Below are 15,887 nucleotides of genomic sequence, written 5' to 3'. Positions count from 1 at the left end.
CGGCCGGTGCTCCTGCCAGCATGGAGGCGTGACCCCGGCCGCCGACGACCCCCGGACCCGGGCCGCGCTGACCGGCTACCAGGCCGGTGCGGTCCGCTGGCTGGCCGGCGGGCTGATCGCCGTCGTCCTCGGGGTGCTGCTCGCCGCCGCCGCGGTGACGATCGCCCGCGACTCCGGCCGTCAGTTGCCCCTGGCCGGTCTGCTGGTGGTCTCGCTCGTCTTCGTCGGGGCGGTCGCGGCCGTCGCGGGCGCCGGCGCGCTGCTCCGGTACCACCGCTGGTGGCGGGCGCTGCGCACCGTGCCGTGGCAGACCGGGGTGCTGCGGGTGGCCGGGCCCGCGGTGCTGGCCTTCGAGCCGGAGGGCTACGACGAGCTCGACCCCACGGCCGACCCGGTGCGGCTGCGGCTGACCAGCACCGCCGTCTGGCGGACGCGCGCGGTGCAGCAGCTGCACGACGCGGTGGTGCGCGCGGCGCCGGTGGGGCAGCGGGAGTGGGTGCTCACCGCGGACGGCGTCCCGACCGTCTACGGCGCGCGGCGGGTGGCCCGCCGCTGACCCGCCAGAGGCGGCCCGCAGGACTCGGCGGATGGGACAGGTGCGTGCATCCGGGGTACCGCATCGGACAAGATGCAGGCCGACGCGGGCACCGGGCGGTGCACCGCAGGACAGCGGAGCACGGAGGACACGGCGACATGGCCAAGCGGAACAGCAAGCACGAGCACCTGGTGGAGCCCACCTGGGGTCAGTCGGACGACGGCGGCGCGCCGGTGACGGAGCTCACCGCGGAGTCGGCCGGGCCGCTGTCGCCCTTCGGCGAGGACCACGACTTCCCGCTGCCGCCCAGCCGCCTGCGGTACGCCCACCCGACCGACAAGCCCAACCGGGCCGGCGTCCAGGCGGGCGAGTAGCCATGCCGACGCCCGCGCTGCCGTCCTACAGCAGTGGTACTTCGACCGTTCCCCTGCTCGGGGACACGATCGGCGCCAACCTGGACCGGACGGCGGCGCGGGTGGGCGACCACGAGGCGCTCGTCGAGTGCGCCACCGGTCGCCGCTTCAGCTACCCGCAGTTCGTCGCCGAGGTCGACGCGGTCGCCCTGGGGCTGGACGCGCTCGGTGTCGCCAAGGGCGACCGGGTGGGCATCTGGGCGCCCAACTGCGCGGAGTGGGCCTTCGTCCAGTACGCGACGGCCAAGCTCGGCGCGATCCTGGTGAACATCAACCCGGCCTACCGCACCCACGAGCTGGCCTACGTGCTGCGGCAGGCCGGCATCTCGGTGCTGGTGAGCGCGCCGGCGTTCAAGACCAGCGACTACCGGGCGATGGTCGGCGAGGTCCGCGGCCAGTGCCCCGACCTGCGCGAGGTCGTCTTCCTCGGCTCCCCGGAGTGGGAGCAGCTCGTGACCACCGGCCGGGCCGGTGACCGCGGCCGGCTGGCCGAGCGGGAGGCCTCTCTGTCGGCCGACGACCCGATCAACATCCAATACACCTCGGGGACGACGGGCTTCCCGAAGGGCGCCACGCTCACCCACCACAACCTGCTCAACAACGGCTTCTTCGTCGGCGAGGGCTGCGGCTACACCGAGGCCGACCGGATCTGCATCCCGGTGCCCTACTACCACTGCTTCGGCATGGGCATGGGCAACCTCGCGGCCACCAGCCACGGGGCGACGATGGTCATCCCGGCACCCGGCTTCGACCCGGCGGCCACGCTGCGGGCGGTGCAGGAGGAGCGCTGCACGTCGCTGTACGGCGTCCCCACGATGTTCATCGCCGAGCTCGCGCTGCCCGACTTCGCCTCCTACGACCTCTCCTCGCTGCGCACCGGGATCATGGCCGGCTCGCCGTGCCCGGTGGAGGTGATGAAGCGGGTGGTCGCCGAGATGGGCATGACCGAGGTGACCATCTGCTACGGGATGACCGAGACCTCGCCGGTCTCCACCCAGACCGGCGCGGACGACGACCTGGACCGGCGCACCTCGACCGTCGGCCGGGTGCACCCGCACCTGGAGGTCAAGGTCGTCGACCCCGACACCGGGCTGACCGTGCCGCGCGGGACGCCGGGGGAGTTCTGCACCCGCGGCTACTCGGTGATGCTCGGCTACTGGAACGAGCCGGAGAAGACCGCCGAGGTCATCGACGCGGCCCGCTGGATGCACACCGGCGACCTCGCGGTCATGGACGCCGAGGGCTACCTGAACATCGTCGGCCGGATCAAGGACATGGTCATCCGCGGCGGGGAGAACGTGTACCCGCGCGAGGTGGAGGAGTTCCTCTACACCCACCCCGACGTCCTCGACGCCCAGGTCATCGGCGTCCCGGACGAGCGCTACGGCGAGGAGCTCATGGCCTGGGTGCGGCTGCGCGAGGGCGCCCGGCCGCTCACCCCCGAGGGGCTGCGCGAGTTCTGCGCCGGCAAGCTGGCGCACTACAAGGTGCCCCGGTACGTGAAGGTCGTCGACGCGTTCCCCATGACCGTCACCGGCAAGGTCCGCAAGGTCGAGATGCGCGAGGTGTCGGTGCGGGAGCTCGGGCTGGAGTCCGCGGCCGCCGTCCGCAACGCCTGAACGGCGAGCCCCCGGAGATCCGCCGCGGGGCTCCCGACCGGCCCGGGTCGGCGGAGGAGCCACCTCCGCAGGACCTAGGCCCCTGCTTCCCCCTGTGCGCAGGGGCCGAGGTTCCGGGAGGAGGGGTTCCGCCCCTGCTGCGGTGTGTGCGTCGCGCTCTCGGGGGGAGGGGTCCCGGTGACCCGGCGGCGCGGAGGGGGTCACGCCCGGGCGCGAGGGGCTCGGCGCAGGTCAGGCGGGTGCACAGGGCACCACGAGGGCCCGGTGGTCCGACAGCGGCAGCCGCACCGACTCGGCCGGACCGGTCGCGCTGATCGGGCCGCGGGCCAGCACGTGGTCCAGCTGCCGGGTGGGCTCGTCGACCGGGAAGGTCGGGGTGCGCGCCGGTGCCATCGGCTGCAGCCCGCTGACCCGCACGGCCTGGCCGGCCTGCATGTTCAGGTCGCCCATGAGCACCAGCGGCTCGCGCGTGCCGGTGAGCGAGCGCACCAGCGTCGACAGCTGCAGCGCGCCCCATCCGGGCACGAACGACAGGTGCGTGTTGCAGACCGTGAACTGCCCGGACGGCCCCTCCAGGACGGCGGCGACGGCGACCCGCGGCTCGTCGCCCACCAGCTTCGGGCGGGGCGCCCCGCGGAACCAGACCGGCACCCGGCTGCGCAGCGCGGGGAGCCGGACCACCCGCCAGGAGACCACCGGGTAGCGGGAGAGCAGCGCGATGCCGTAGGTCGCCGACCCCGGCTGCTCCTCGCCGGTGGCGGCCATCCAGGTGCCGCCGGGGGTGCCGTGCAGCGCCGCCACGAACTGGGAGTCCACCGCGCCCATCGCCTCCGCGGCCACCGCGGTGAGGTCCGCGCCGAGCGACCGGGGCTGGTCGCGGTCGACCTCCTGCAGCCCGAGGACGTCGGCGTCCAGGGTCTTCACGGCAGCGGCCAGGCGCTCGACGTCGACCCGGCCGTCGTCCGGCGAGCGCCCGTGGAGGATGTTGAAGGTCGCGATCCGCACGGGGGCTCCTGTGCCCCGCGAGCCGACGTCCACACCGCCGTGTTCGGCCGGGCGCACCCCGGGTAGCAGGCACCCCGTGCTGCCCTCCGACCGCGACGAGATCCGCGACCTCCTCAAGCGCGTGGCCGTCGCGCTCAAACAGGGCGACGTCCCCTTCGCGCTGTGCGGCGGCTACGCGGCCTGGGTGCGCGGGGCACCGGAGCCCGACCACGACGCGGACTTCCTGGTCCCGGCCGCGGAGGCCGAGCGGGCCGCCAAGGTGCTCGCCGAGGCGGGCCTGGAGGTCGTCGACCCGGCGGAGGACTGGCTGACCAAGGTGGTGCAGGGCGACTCGTTCGTCGACGTCCTGTGGCGCACCTGCGGCATCCCGGTGGAGCAGGACCTCATCGACCGGGCCGAGGACCTGCCGGTGCTCTCGGTGCACATGCCCGTGCTCCAGGCCACCGACCTCGTCGTCACCAAGCTCATGGCCCTCGACGAGCACTACTGCGACTACGGGCGGCTGCTCCCGGTGGCCCGCGCGCTGCGGGAGCAGGTCGACTGGGAGCGGGTGCGCCGCGAGGTGGCCGGCAACGACTTCGCGGCGGTCTTCCTCGTGCTGCTCGACCGGCTGGGGATCGTGCAGCCGCTCAGCGGGGACTGAGCACCGCGACCAGGGCGACGCCGGACGCGGTGACGACGACGGCGGTGGCCAGCAGCACCAGCCGCGGCACCGCCACCGCCGTCCCGCGGTCGAGCGCCCGCTCCGCGGCCCGCGCCCGCAGCGGCGCCGGCCCACCCAGCACCCCGAGGCCCAGCAGCGTCCGCTCGTCGGCCGGCGTGAACCGGTGGTCGGGTGGTCCGGGGGCGGCACCGCGTCAGGGTGGGCAGCTCCCGGAGGCCGCCCGCGCAATACCGGTGGGCCGCCGCCGTCCGGCGACTAACCTGGGGCTCAGCGGCTGATCGTGCCGCGACCGTCCGCCCGGCCCGGTGCCGGGTCACCCGCGAGCGACTGAGGGATCAACGTGCCCACCGGCAGAGTCAAGTGGTTCAACCCGGAGAAGGGGTTCGGCTTCCTCTCCCGTGAGGACGGCCCGGACGTCTTCGTGCACAAGGACGCCCTCCCGGCCGGCACCGCCGAGCTCAAGCCGGGGCAGCGGGTGGAGTTCGGCATCGTCGCCGGGCGACGCGGCGACCAGGCCCTGCAGGTGCGGGTGCTCGACCCGCTGCCCTCGGTGACGGCGGCGCACGCGGAGCGGACCCGCAAGAAGCCCGACGACCTGGTCCCGATCATCGAGGACCTGATCAAGCTCCTCGACGACGTGTCCACCGGGCTGCGGCACGGCCGGCACCCCGACCGTCCGGTGGCCCGCAAGGTCGCCTCGGTGCTGCGCGCGGTCGCGACCGACCTGGAGCACTGAAGAAGGACCCCCTTGCCCCCCGCTGGGGGCCGCTCCGGCCCCGTCCAGGGCACCGCCCCGAGCTCGCGAGGGGTGGGGAGGACGGGGTCCTCCTACTGGGGCGCGGACGGCGTCGGCTCCGTCGCCGTCCCGCCCTGGGCGCCGCCGGCGCGCACGAAGCCGATCGGCCACGCGCCGCTGAAGCCGTCGCACGCCTCGACGGCGTCCTCGACGACGACGAGGTAGAACGCCGGCGGGACGACGTCGGAGGTGTTGATCTCGTCGAACACGGTCGTCCCGGCGTCGACGGGCACCTCGCCGAGCAGCCTCTCGAGCCCCTCGTCGAACACCTGCACGCTCCAGCCGTTCTCGGCGACGGCCTCGGGCACGGTGAGCCGGATCGTGGTGTCGGGGGACACCTCGATGATCGGCGGGGTGATCGAGTAGCGCTGGCCCTCGCCGTCCACGCAGTACTGGGTCGGGGCGGCCTGCACCTGCTGGGGCCCGGCCTCGACGGTGACGTCCTGGGGCCCGGCGGGCTCGCCACCGCAGCCGGCCAGCAGCAGGACGGCGGCCGGTAGCACGACCCGTCTCACGAGAGCCCGCCCAGCGGGTCGGTGGCCGTCATGGGCGCGGTCGGGGTGACCGCACGGCGGCGCGGCCCCCAGAGCACCAGCCCGACGGCGAGCACGAGCAGGGCGGCGGCGACGGTGAAGCCGAGCCACCCGGTCGGCGGCAGCGCGATGCCCAGCGCGCCGCCGACGACCCAGGACAGCTGCAGCACGGTCTCCGAGCGGGCGAACGCCGAGGCCCGCAGGGTCTCGGGCACCTCGCGCTGGATGATCGCGTCGAGGGCGACCTTGCCCAGCGCGTTGGCCACGGCCGCGACGCCGGCGACGACCGCGGCCATCGCGAAGCTGTAGAACACCGCGGCGGCCACCGTGATCGCCGCGGCGGTGCCGGCCGACCAGAGCACCACCCGGTCGGGGTCGACGCGGTGCAGCCGCGAACCGACCGCCGTGCCCAGCACACTGCCCAGGCCGGCGGCCCCCGCGACCGCGCCCAGCGCGAGCGTGCCCTGCCAGCCGCCCTCGACCGTGGCCTGGACCAGGAACGCCGAGAAGATCGTCAGGAACCCGCCGAGCCCGCGGAGCGCGGCGTTGGCCCGCAGCGCCACGACCACCCGTGGGTTGACCGGCCGGCGCCCGCGCCCGGTCACCACGGGCTGGGGGGCGGTGGAGAGCACGTCGGCGGGCAGCTCACCGGTGGGGACGTCGACGTGGCGGGGCAGCCGCACCGCGAGCACCGCGCCGACGGCGAAGACCACCGCGGTGGCCCACAGCAGCCAGGTGAACCCCACCGCCCACGCCAGCCCGGCGCCGACCGCGCCGAACACGCCCGCGGTGAGCAGGCCGAACACCGACGTCCGCGCGTTGGCCGAGGTCAGCGACATGGCCCCGGGCAGCACCCGGGGGACCACCGCGGCCCGGAGCACGTTGTGCGCCTTGGAGAGCACCAGCACGCCCAGCGCCGCCGGGTACAGCCACCAGTCGTCGAAGTGCGCGGCCATGACCAGCGCCAGGGTGGCGCGCCCCAGCTGGCTGACGGCCATGGCCCACCGGCGGCCGCGCTGCAGCCGGTCGAGCAGCGGCCCGATCACCGGGGCGACGACTGCGAACGGTGCCATCGTCACCAGCAGGTAGAGCGCGACGTTGCTGCGCTGGGCGTCGGTGGTCGCGGCGAAGAACAGGGTGCCGGCCAGCGAGACGGCGATCATCGCGTCGCCGGCCATGTGCAGGGCGTTGACCCACAGCAGCTGGGCCAGCCCGCTCTGGCCGGCGCCGTCGGCCCGGCTGGCGGTCTGCACCCGGCGGACGGCGGCCCCGGTCAGCTCCCGGGTGCGGGCGGCGGCGACCCGGGTGACCGTCGGCTTCCGCGGCGGCGGGGCGGGGGTGGCCGGCGGCATCGTGTCGGTGTCGGTGTCGGTGTCGGTGTCGGTGTCGGTGTCGGTGTCGGTGTCGTCCCCGTTCCACGGCTGCGGCCCGGGCCCGGCCGTCGGCAGGGGGCGGGTGGCCGGGCGCGACCCGGCGAGGGGTGCGGTCTGCGTCCCCGGAGCCGCCGGCGGGGCCGGGTGCCGGCGCAGGGCTCGGCGGCGGGCGCCGGGCGGGCGGGACGACGACACGGGCCCATGGTGCCGCACCGACCTGGGAGGACGCCGACACCGGCCCCCGCACCGACCGCCGCCCACGGGCGTCAGGGAGAATGACGCCGTGGCCGAGTTCCCCGACCCTGCCGCCGCGGGCAGCGGCGCGCCCAGCACCGCGGTCGAGCAGGCACGCGCTGCCGCGGTCGAGACCGCCGGAGCCCCCGACCTGGTCGGCGAGCACCTGGGCGCCAGGCCCGAGACGCCGTCCGCCGTGCCGGTCGAGGGGGATCTGGGCGAGGTGGTCACGCACTCCTTCGCCAGCCGGCTGCCCGGCTACGTCGGCTGGTACTGGGCGGTCACGCTCGCCCGGGTGCCCGGCGAGGAGCAGGTGACCGTCGACGAGGTCGTCCTGCTGCCCGGCGAGCAGGCGCTGCTGGCCCCCGCCTGGGTGCCGTGGCACGAGCGGCTGCGCCCCGGCGACCTGTCGGTCGGCGACGTGCTGCCCGCCACCGAGGACGACCCCCGGCTGGTCCCCGCCTACACCGTCGACGACGACTCCGCCGACGACCCGCAGGGCTCCGTCGTCGCCTCCGAGATCGGCCTGGGCCGGGAGCGGGTCATGTCCCGGGAGGGGCGCGAGGAGACCGTGGCCCGCTGGAACGCCGGCGACTTCGGTCCCCGCTCGGCGATGGCCCGCCAGGCCCCCGGCCCCTGCGGCACCTGCGGCTTCTTCCTGCCGCTGGCCGGTTCGCTGCGGCACGCCCTCGGCGCCTGCGGCAACGTCTACGCCCCGGCCGACGGGCGCGTGGTCACCGTCGACTACGGCTGCGGCGCGCACAGCCAGGCGACGCTCGTGGCCGACGACGACGCGGAGGTCGTGCGCTCGGCGCGCTACGACACCGGCTCGTTCGACGTGCTCTGACCTCGTCGGGCTGCCCGCCGACCTGAGCCGGGGTCCGGTTCGCGCTCACTCTCGCGCTGTCGCCCTCGCCCTCGCGCTGGTGCACGGGCGCGAGGACGGCAGGAACGGCGCGAGAGTCGGTTCCGCGGCCCGCGGACGCCGGTCGGCTCAGTCCCGGCGGCCGAGCTGGCCCTGCAGGCGCATGACACCCAGCCCGATGAGGGCCAGCGCGATGCCGGCGAGGCAGGTCCAGGTCCAGACCCGGTCCACCCGGTCACCGAGCAGCAGCAGGACCACCAGCGCCACGACCCACACCGCCGTCCCGGCCAGGACCACCCGCGCGGTGTCCACGCGCAATGGAGGAGGAGCCTGCTTCACCGGTCGGGGCACGGCCAGACCCTAGGACGCGCGGGCCTCGCACAGGACACCCGGCCGGAACACGCGTGTGGCACGCTGTCGCCGCTCATCGCCAGTCCCCACCGGTCAGCCGGCGCGCTCCCCCGTCGCCGGCTCGCCGGCCGTGCGCCCGGAGAGTCGTCATGGCAGAGAAGTCCCGCCCGTCCCCGGGCACCACCGACGGCGGCACGCCGGCCGACGTCGCCGCCGAGACCCGGTCTCCGCGGCGCAGCGAGGGCCCGCGCGTGCGACCCAGCAACGGCGTGGACCGCTACTTCGGCATCAGCGCCCGCCGGTCGACGATGGTCCGCGAGCTGCGCGGCGGGCTGACCACGTTCTTCACGATGGCCTACATCGTGGTGCTCAACCCGATCATCCTGTCGGGCGAGGACGTCACCGGGGCCACGCTGCCGTTCGCCGCGGTCGCCGCCGTGACCGCGCTCGTCGCCGGCGTCATGACCATCCTCATGGGCGTCGTCGGCCGGTACCCCTTCGCGCTGGCGACCGGCCTGGGCATCAACGCGATCGTCGCCGTCTACGCGGCCACCCAGCTGTCCTGGCCCGAGATCATGGGCCTGGTCGTCCTCGAGGGCCTGCTCATCACCGTGCTGGTGCTGACCGGGTTCCGGAAGGCGGTCTTCGAGGCGATCCCGCCGCAGCTGAAGACGGCGATCGCGGTCGGCATCGGCTTCTTCCTCACGATCATCGGGCTCGCCGATGCCGGCGTCATCCGGCCGGGCACCCCGCTGATCAGCTTCGGCGTCAACGGTCAGCTGGCCGGCTGGCCGCTGCTGGTCTTCGTGATCGGCCTGCTGCTCACCAGCGTGCTCGTCGTCCGCCGGGTCAAGGGTGCGCTGCTCATCGGCATCGTCGTCACGACGGTCATCGCCATCGTCGTCGAGGCAATCGCCGGGATCGGGCCGCGCTTCGGCGCTGACGGGGCGGTCGACGACCGTGGCTGGGCGCTGCAGGTGCCGAGCCTGCCCGACCAGGTGGTCAGCGCTCCCGACCTCTCGATCATCGGGAACTTCTCGCTGTTCGGCGGGTTCGAGCGGATCGGCGTCATCGCCGCCCTGCTCATCGTCTTCTCGATCATGATCGCCGACTTCTTCGACACCGTCGGCACGGTGACCGCCGTCGGCGCCGAGGGGGACCTGCTCGACGAGAGGCGCAACCTGCCCAGGTCGCAGCCCGTGCTGCTGGTCGACTCGGTGGCCGCCGCCGCGGGTGGTGCGGCCAGCGTCTCGTCGAACACGACCTACATCGAGAGCGCCTCCGGTGTGGCCGACGGCGCGCGCACCGGCCTGGCGAGCGTCGTCACCGGCGTGCTGTTCCTGCTGGCGATGTTCTTCACCCCGCTGGTGCAGGTCGTCCCGTCGGAGGCCGCGGCCCCGGCACTGGTCATCGTCGGCGCGCTGATGATCAGCCAGATCCGCAACCTCGCGTGGGACGACATGTCGCTGGTCATCCCGGCGTTCCTGGCCATCGCCCTCATGCCGTTCACGTACTCGATCACCAACGGCATCGGCGCCGGCATCGTCAGCTACGTGCTGCTGCGGTCGGCGGTGGGCCGCGGCCGCGAGGTGCACCCGCTGATGTGGGTCATCGCCGTCCTGTTCGTCGTCTACTTCGCCCTGGAGCCGCTGCAGCAGCTCTTCTGAGCTGCTGACCGGGAGCGACTCGTTAGGCTGGGCAACCGTGACCCGGACGACGCTGGACACCGCGGCGCTCGCCCACGACCTGCGGCTGGCGGTCATGCGGTTCTCCCGCCGGCTGCGCTACCAGCGGGTCGACCAGTCGGTCACGCTCACCCACCTGGCGGCGCTGTCCACGCTGCAGCGGCACGGCGCGATGAGCCCCGGTGAGCTGGCCTCGCACGAGCGGGTGCAGCCGCCGTCGATGACCCGGGTCGTCGTCGCGCTCGAGGGGATGGGCCTGGTCACCCGCAGCCCGCACCCGACCGACGGGCGGCAGGTGGTCATCGACCTGACCCCGGCCGCGGAGGAGCTCCTCGGCGCCGAGGCGCGCGCCCGCGAGGCCTGGCTGGCCGAGCGGGTGCAGCAGCTGAGCGCCGAGGAGCGGGCGGTGCTGCGCGACGCCGCGGTCATCATGGAGAAGCTGGCGAGTGGGTGAGCGGGGGAGCTGAGGACACCGGGGTGTTCCGGTCGCTGCGCGTCCGCAACTACCGCTTCTACGCCGCGTCGAACCTGGTCAGCCTCACCGGCACCTGGATGCAGCGCATCGGCCAGGACTGGCTGGTCCTCCAGCTCTCCGACGACAACGGCGTGGCCCTCGGGCTGGTCACCGCGCTGCAGTTCGGCCCCACGCTGCTGCTCAGCCTGTACGGCGGGGTGCTCGCCGACCGCTACCCCAAGCGCCGCATGCTCGTGGCGACCCAGACGCTCATGGGCCTGCTCGCCCTCCTCCTGGGCGTGCTGGTCGCCGGCGACGCGGTCGCGCTGTGGCACGTCTTCGTCCTCGCCGGCGCCCTCGGGTCGGTCTCCGCGATCGACGCACCCGTGCGGCAGGCATTCGTCGCGGAGCTGGTCGGCCCGGAGCTGCTGCCCAACGCAGTCAGCCTCAACTCCACGATCTTCAACGGGGCCCGGCTGGTCGGCCCCGCGGTCGCCGGGCTGCTCATCGGCGCGGCGTCGGGGGACACCGCGCCGGCGTTCCTGGTCAACGCCGCCAGCTTCGCGTTCACCATCGGCGCGCTGCTGCGCATGCGGCCGGGCGAGCTGCACTCGAGCCCCCCGGTGGCGCGGGCCCGGGGCCAGCTGCGCGAGGGGCTGGCCTACGCCTGGGCCCGCCCGGACCTGCGGCTGGCCATGGGGCTGGCCCTGGTCCTGGGCACCTTCACGTTCAACTCCCAGGTCACCATCGCGCTCATGGCGCGCGAGGTGTTCGACCTCGGCGCCCAGGCGTTCGGGCTGCTCACCACCTGCTTCGCGCTCGGGTCGCTGTCCGGCGCGCTGCTGTCGAGCCGGCGCAGCACCCGGCCGCGGCAGCGCTTCCTGGTCGTCGCGGCGGTCGTGTTCGGGCTGTTCTGCATCGCCTGCGGGCTGATGCCGACGTACTGGTCGTTCGCCGCGCTGCTGGTGCCCACCGGCGCGGCCGGCCTGGTGTTCAGCGTGGCCGCCAACAGCTTCGTGCAGCTCGGCGTCGACCAGCAGCTGCGCGGGCGGGTCATGGCGCTGTACTTCGTGTGCTTCCTGGGCGGCACGCCGCTCGGTGCCCCGTTGATCGGCTGGGTCTCCGAACGCTTCGGCGCGCCCTGGGGGTTCGTCCTCGGCGGGACCGTCGCGGTGACCGCGGGTGCCGTGGCCGCGGTGTGGCTGGCGCGCGGACGCCGGGTCCGGCTGGAGACGCACGCCGTCCCGCCGTGGGTGCAGCTCCGCGTCGGGCCGCGCGCCGTGCCGCCGGCACGGGTCCGGGCGGCGGCGGAAGCGGCGGCGGGCGAGGTCCCGGGCACGCAGGACAGCTGAGGCCGCCGCCGCGTCGTACCGTGACGGCCACCACTCCCGAGTCGTCCCCGGAGGCGACATGGTGACCTCGCTGCTCCACCTGGGCGCGATCGTCGGCGGCGTGGTCGGCTCGGTCGCCCTCGCCGGCTACGTGGCCCGGCTGGTGTTCGGCTCCGCGGAGCTGCCGCGGGTGCTCCGCCGCCGCCAGGAGCAGCCGGCCGTGCCGGCCGGGCGGCCGCTCGAGCGGGTGGCCGCCGACCTCCGCCGGCTCAGCGCGCAGCTCGTCCGCGTGCCGGCCGGTGCCCCGATGGCCCGCCGCCGGGGGCTGCAGGCCGCCTACGACGACGTCCTGGTCGAGGCCGCGCGGCTGCTGGAGGTCCCGCAGACGCTGGACGCCGTCCCGCCCGGGCGGGCCCGCGACGTCGAGCGGCTGCGGGTGCAGACCGCGCTCGCCACCGCCGGCCTGGTGGTGCCGGACTGAGCGGCCGGCGGCTGTTCTTCGCGGTCACCCCGCCGGCCGCGGCACTGGCCGAGCTCGACCGGGCGCTGGCGCCGCTGCGGGAGGCGCCGGGGGCGCCGCGGTGGACGCCGCCGGAGCGCTGGCACCTGACCCTGCTCTTCCTCGGCGGCGTGCCCGCCGACCGCGTGGCCGGGCTGGTCACCGCGGCCGGGCCCGCGGTGACGGCCACCCCGCCGCTGGCGCTGCGGCTGGCCGGCGGCGGGCGGTTCGGCTCGCGCCGCCGTCCCCAGGTGTTCTGGGCCGGGGTCACCGGGGACGACGACGCGCTGCGGGGTCTCGCCGGCCGGCTGGCCGCGGTCGCCTGCGGCCTCGGTCTGCCGGTCGAGGACCGGCCGTTCCGCGCCCACCTCACCCTCGGCCGCTGGCGCCCGGGCCGGCCGGGGGACGGCGACCTGCCCGAGCGGCTGGCCGGTCACTGCGGGCCGGAGTGGCCGGTGACCGAGGTGGAGCTGCTGGAGAGCCACCTCGGCCCGACGCCCCGCTACGACCGGGTGGCCGCCTGGCCGGTCGGCCCCTGACGGGCGGTCCGCTCAGCCGATGGGACCGGGGACGGGGGAGGTCGCCTGGGGGTCCGGCGCCTCGCCGGGCTCCAGCGGCTCGGGCTCCTCGCCGTCCTCCGGCTCCTCCTCGTGCGGCGCCTCGTCCTCCACCTCGCCGTCGGCGGGCTCCTCCGCCTCGGGGAGCTCCTCCTCCTCCGGCACCTCGAAGGCCCGCGGGTCGATGGCGTCGGCCCACAGCAGGAAGTGCCCCATGGAGTACCCGGCGCCGGGGTCGAAGCCGGGGTTCGCGGTGAAGTACGAGCTGGTGTCGCACGCCATCAGGCCCAGGATCACCTCGGCGACGATCGTGCCGCCGACCGGGCCCAGCCGGTCGCCGCCGAGCAGCTCGGACTCCTTGAGCACGTAGAACCAGAGCGGCGCCTTGCCCTTCCAGCCCGGGTCGGTGAGCCCGAGCTGCTGGTTGGTCAGCGGCTTGAGGCCCATCGCGGCGGCGACGTCCTGCCCCGAGGGCAGGCCCAGCCGCTTGCCGCGCAGCAGGTTCCGCTCGGCCAGCGAGACGATCGCCCCGGCGGTGGGGGCCACGACGGTGGGCGGCAGCGTGGACAGCGGCAGCGAGAGCTGGGCGTCGATCTTCCGCGACATGTTGCGGTCGTCGGGCGTGCTCATGCCGGGGACCTCGAAGAAGTAGTTCCAGTCGATCCACAGGTCGGCCGGGACCGGGCGGTTGCCGCGCAGGTCCTGGTAGCCCTCGTTGGCGAAGATCGGCACGGTGTGCTGGTCGTGCACCTCGTACTCGGCCCGGATCATGCTGTGCCCGAAGCGGTACGCAGCGCCGGAGTACTCCACCGGCATGTACGGCCGGCGCGGGTTGCGCGGCTTGTAGAACCGCCCGAGGAACTCGATCGGCCCGCCGCGGCGGCGGCGCACCAGCCGGTCGACCACGTCGCGGCCGACGATGCGCGGCAGGTAGTCGTTGACGATCAGCCACTGGTAGTGCCAGCGGACCAGCTGCTGGGCCTGCTCGAATCCCTTCCCCTCGTCGCGCAGCTTGTTGTGCAGCCGCAGGAAGACCGCGTGCAGCTGGGCGACGATGAGGTTCTCGTCGTTGCGCGGGTCGCCGAGGTAGGCCGCGCCGACCTCGTCCCGGGGCAGGTCGCGCACGCCCTCGTGGTCGTTGCAGAGCAGGTAGCCCGGCCGGGCCGGGTCGTAGAGCTCGGGGCTGCCGGCCGGTCCCTTGCCGTACACGCTGGCCAGGTCGAAGCGGGGCGTGTCGTAGTTGGTCATCGCCCGCGGGTCCTGCTGCTGCTGGGTCAGCGGGGTCTTGTCCAGCGTCATGTCGTGGTCGATGAACTGGCCGAGGTAGATGTAGCCGGCCGGGATGCCCGCGATGTCGGAGGCGACGTCGGAGTCCTTGACGTCCGACAGCGGGGCCTTGCCGTCGTTCATGGCGACGGCCAGCGCGGTCAGCAGGGCGTCCGGCGGGGAGAAGGCCGGCAGCTTCTTGAACATCACGCCGAACCGGGCCTCCTTGTCCCGGTCGGCGCGCACCGCGATGTCGCTGCCGCGCGGGTTGCCGACGGCGTGCGCGCCGCGGGCGGCCCGCGGCTTGCGGGCCGGGGCCTTCGGCGGCGGCGGCGGGGCCGTCGGCGTCCGGCGGGCCGGTGCCGCCTGGGCGGTGCCGCCGAGGACCGGCAGCGCCGCGAGGGTCGCGAGCCCCGCCAGCACCGTGCGCCGGCCGACCCCGCTGCGCGCCGTCCCGCCGTCGCCGGCACCCGCCCCGCTGAACGGGCACACCCCGGCCGTCTCGTCCCCGTACCCGTGCACGCGCACCCGCCCCCCGGCGTCGGAGAGCCCGCCCCCACGGCCGCTCTCGTGGGATCCGAGGCTCCGGGGGAGGGAGGGGCACCGGGCACACGCGGCAGAGGGGGACCCGGTCCCCCAGTCCTGGGGGTCCAGGGGGCGGCGTGTCGCGCTTCGTGCCCGGGCGGTCACGCGGTGCGGCCGAAGCCCGGCTCAGCTCACCAGGCGTACTCCATCGGTGCCGCCTGGTAACCGGGGAAGATCTCGTCGAGCCGGGCCAGCTGGGCCGCGTCGAGCTGCACGTCCAGCGCCGCGAGCGAGCCCTCGAACTGCTCCATGGTGCGCGGCCCGACGATGGGCGCGGTCACCGCGGGCTGGTGCAGCAGCCAGGCCAGCCCCACGTCGGCGGGCGCGGAGCCCCACTCCCGGCAGGCGTCCTCGTAGGCCTGCAGCGCGGGGCGGTGCCGCTCGATCCGCTCCCGGTTGCGCTCCAGGTGGCGGCGGTCGCCGGCCTGGTCGCCGAGCACACCGGCCAGCAGCCCCTGGGCCAGCGGGCTCCACGGGATGATGCCGACGCCGTAGTGCCGGGCCGCCGGCAGCACCTCGAGCTCCACGTGCCGGGTCAGCAGGTTGTAGTGCGACTGCTCGCTGACCAGGCCGGTGAAGTGCCGGCGGGCGGCGGCCTCGTTGGCCGCGGCGATCTGCCACGCGGCGTGGTTGGACGAGCCCACGTAGAGCACCTTGCCCTGGGCGACCAGCGTCTCGCAGGCCTGCCAGATCTCCTCCCACGGCGTCGAGAGGTCGACGTGGTGGAACTGGTAGAGGTCGATCCAGTCGGTCTGCAGCCGGCGCAGCGAGGCCTCGCAGGAGCGGACGACGTTGCGGGCGGAGAGGAAGGTGTCGTTGGGCCAGTCGGTCATCGAGCCGTAGACCTTGGTGGCCAGCACCGTCTTCTCGCGGCGCTCGCCGCCCCGGGCGAACCAGCTGCCGAGCACCTCCTCGGTGCGGCCCTTGCCGGCGTCGAAGCCGTAGACGTTGGCGGTGTCGAAGAAGTTGACGCCCTCGGCCAGCGCCCGGTCCATGATCGCGTGGGCGTCGAACTCCTCGGTCTTCCAGCCGAAGTTCATCGTGCCCAGGCAGAGGCGGGAGACCGACAGGCCGCTGCGCCCCAGGTGCGTGTACTCCATGGACTCCCACCCTGGCAGGCTC

The 15,887-nt window shown here is 74.8% G+C and carries 17 protein-coding genes and 1 pseudogene; 11 read left to right on the top strand and 7 right to left on the bottom strand.

From position 1 onward, the window contains the following. Window positions 1-28: 28 nt before the first annotated feature. From BLR12_RS02295 to BLR12_RS02285, 3 genes are all read left to right on the top strand, one after another. Window positions 29-556, top strand: a complete 528-nt coding sequence (locus BLR12_RS02295) for a hypothetical protein (RefSeq protein ID WP_091372892.1) — start codon at window positions 29-31, stop codon at window positions 554-556. Window positions 557-693: 137 nt separating this feature from the next. Next, window positions 694-909 carry a hypothetical protein gene (locus tag BLR12_RS02290; protein WP_091372889.1) on the top strand — a complete coding sequence of 72 codons (216 nt, stop codon included), beginning with the start codon at window positions 694-696 and terminating at the stop codon, window positions 907-909. A gap of 2 nt (window positions 910-911) precedes the next feature. Continuing rightward, a complete protein-coding gene (locus BLR12_RS02285) occupies window positions 912-2,567 on the top strand; it encodes an AMP-binding protein (RefSeq protein ID WP_091372887.1) in 1,656 nt (551 codons plus the stop codon). Window positions 2,568-2,798: 231 nt separating this feature from the next. Here the strand turns inward: BLR12_RS02285 and BLR12_RS02280 are convergent, their stop codons facing one another. Beyond that, a complete protein-coding gene (locus BLR12_RS02280) occupies window positions 2,799-3,572 on the bottom strand; it encodes an endonuclease/exonuclease/phosphatase family protein (protein ID WP_091372885.1) in 774 nt (257 codons plus the stop codon). A 76-nt stretch (window positions 3,573-3,648) separates the two neighbouring features. Between BLR12_RS02280 and BLR12_RS02275 the strand changes: the two genes are divergently transcribed. Further along, window positions 3,649-4,215 carry a nucleotidyltransferase family protein gene (locus tag BLR12_RS02275; RefSeq protein ID WP_091372882.1) on the top strand — a complete coding sequence of 189 codons (567 nt, stop codon included), beginning with the start codon at window positions 3,649-3,651 and terminating at the stop codon, window positions 4,213-4,215. Here BLR12_RS02275 and BLR12_RS24220 read toward each other — a convergent pair. Then, complete coding sequence (locus BLR12_RS24220; RefSeq protein ID WP_176832307.1) at window positions 4,202-4,357, bottom strand: hypothetical protein; 156 nt, start codon at window positions 4,355-4,357, stop codon at window positions 4,202-4,204. The two genes, BLR12_RS02275 and BLR12_RS24220, sit on opposite strands and share 14 nt — an antisense overlap. A gap of 219 nt (window positions 4,358-4,576) precedes the next feature. On the opposite strand from BLR12_RS24220, the pseudogene BLR12_RS24985 reads away from it, so the two are divergent. Then, window positions 4,577-4,762, top strand: a pseudogene (locus BLR12_RS24985) (cold-shock protein); the annotation flags it as partial. Window positions 4,763-5,064: 302 nt separating this feature from the next. Here the strand turns inward: BLR12_RS24985 and BLR12_RS02265 are convergent. Further along, window positions 5,065-5,547, bottom strand: a complete 483-nt coding sequence (locus BLR12_RS02265) for a DUF2771 family protein (protein ID WP_091372879.1) — start codon at window positions 5,545-5,547, stop codon at window positions 5,065-5,067. After that, entirely contained in the window at window positions 5,544-7,133 is a 1,590-nt protein-coding gene (locus BLR12_RS02260) for an MFS transporter (RefSeq protein WP_091372877.1), read from the bottom strand. Before BLR12_RS02260 ends, BLR12_RS02265 begins: the two co-directional genes overlap by 4 nt. Before the next feature lie 88 nt (window positions 7,134-7,221). On the opposite strand from BLR12_RS02260, the gene BLR12_RS02255 reads away from it, so the two are divergent. Further along, window positions 7,222-8,019, top strand: coding sequence for a DUF3027 domain-containing protein (locus BLR12_RS02255; protein ID WP_091372875.1), 798 nt, complete (start codon window positions 7,222-7,224; stop codon window positions 8,017-8,019). 147 nt (window positions 8,020-8,166) lie between these two features. Here the strand turns inward: BLR12_RS02255 and BLR12_RS02250 are convergent, their stop codons facing one another. After that, window positions 8,167-8,388, bottom strand: a complete 222-nt coding sequence (locus tag BLR12_RS02250; protein ID WP_091372872.1) for a DUF2530 domain-containing protein — start codon at window positions 8,386-8,388, stop codon at window positions 8,167-8,169. Window positions 8,389-8,537: 149 nt separating this feature from the next. Here BLR12_RS02250 and BLR12_RS02245 point away from each other — a divergent pair, with 149 nt between their 5' ends. The 5 genes from BLR12_RS02245 (at window position 8,538) to thpR (ending at window position 12,896) form a co-directional block, all read left to right on the top strand. Beyond that, window positions 8,538-10,055 (top strand): NCS2 family permease, encoded by a 1,518-nt coding sequence (locus BLR12_RS02245; protein ID WP_091372869.1) that lies wholly within the window; start codon window positions 8,538-8,540, stop codon window positions 10,053-10,055. A 37-nt stretch (window positions 10,056-10,092) separates the two neighbouring features. Next, window positions 10,093-10,527: a MarR family winged helix-turn-helix transcriptional regulator gene (locus BLR12_RS02240; protein WP_091372867.1), complete on the top strand. Its 435-nt coding sequence runs from the start codon at window positions 10,093-10,095 to the stop codon at window positions 10,525-10,527. Beyond that, window positions 10,524-11,879, top strand: coding sequence for an MFS transporter (locus BLR12_RS02235; RefSeq protein ID WP_091372865.1), 1,356 nt, complete (start codon window positions 10,524-10,526; stop codon window positions 11,877-11,879). Before BLR12_RS02240 ends, BLR12_RS02235 begins: the two co-directional genes overlap by 4 nt. Window positions 11,880-11,940: 61 nt before the next feature. Continuing rightward, on the top strand, window positions 11,941-12,339 hold the full coding sequence (locus BLR12_RS02230; protein WP_218120506.1) for a hypothetical protein: 399 nt from the start codon (window positions 11,941-11,943) through the stop codon (window positions 12,337-12,339). Next, window positions 12,336-12,896 carry an RNA 2',3'-cyclic phosphodiesterase gene (gene thpR, locus BLR12_RS02225; protein ID WP_091372863.1) on the top strand — a complete coding sequence of 187 codons (561 nt, stop codon included), beginning with the start codon at window positions 12,336-12,338 and terminating at the stop codon, window positions 12,894-12,896. Before BLR12_RS02230 ends, thpR begins: the two co-directional genes overlap by 4 nt. A 12-nt stretch (window positions 12,897-12,908) precedes the next feature. On the opposite strand, the gene BLR12_RS02220 is transcribed toward thpR, so the two are convergent. Then, a complete protein-coding gene (locus BLR12_RS02220) occupies window positions 12,909-14,702 on the bottom strand; it encodes a peroxidase family protein (RefSeq protein ID WP_091372861.1) in 1,794 nt (597 codons plus the stop codon). Window positions 14,703-14,896: 194 nt separating this feature from the next. Beyond that, window positions 14,897-15,865, bottom strand: coding sequence for an aldo/keto reductase (locus BLR12_RS02215; RefSeq protein ID WP_091374232.1), 969 nt, complete (start codon window positions 15,863-15,865; stop codon window positions 14,897-14,899). Window positions 15,866-15,887: the final 22 nt, after the last annotated feature.

The sequence above is a fragment of the Geodermatophilus sp. DSM 45219 genome, from assembly GCF_900104025.1.
In the GTDB taxonomy this organism is placed as follows: Bacteria; Actinomycetota; Actinomycetes; order Mycobacteriales; family Geodermatophilaceae; genus Geodermatophilus.
Note: the sequence above shows the minus strand (reverse complement) of the source record. Positions and strands in the feature narration are given on the sequence as shown.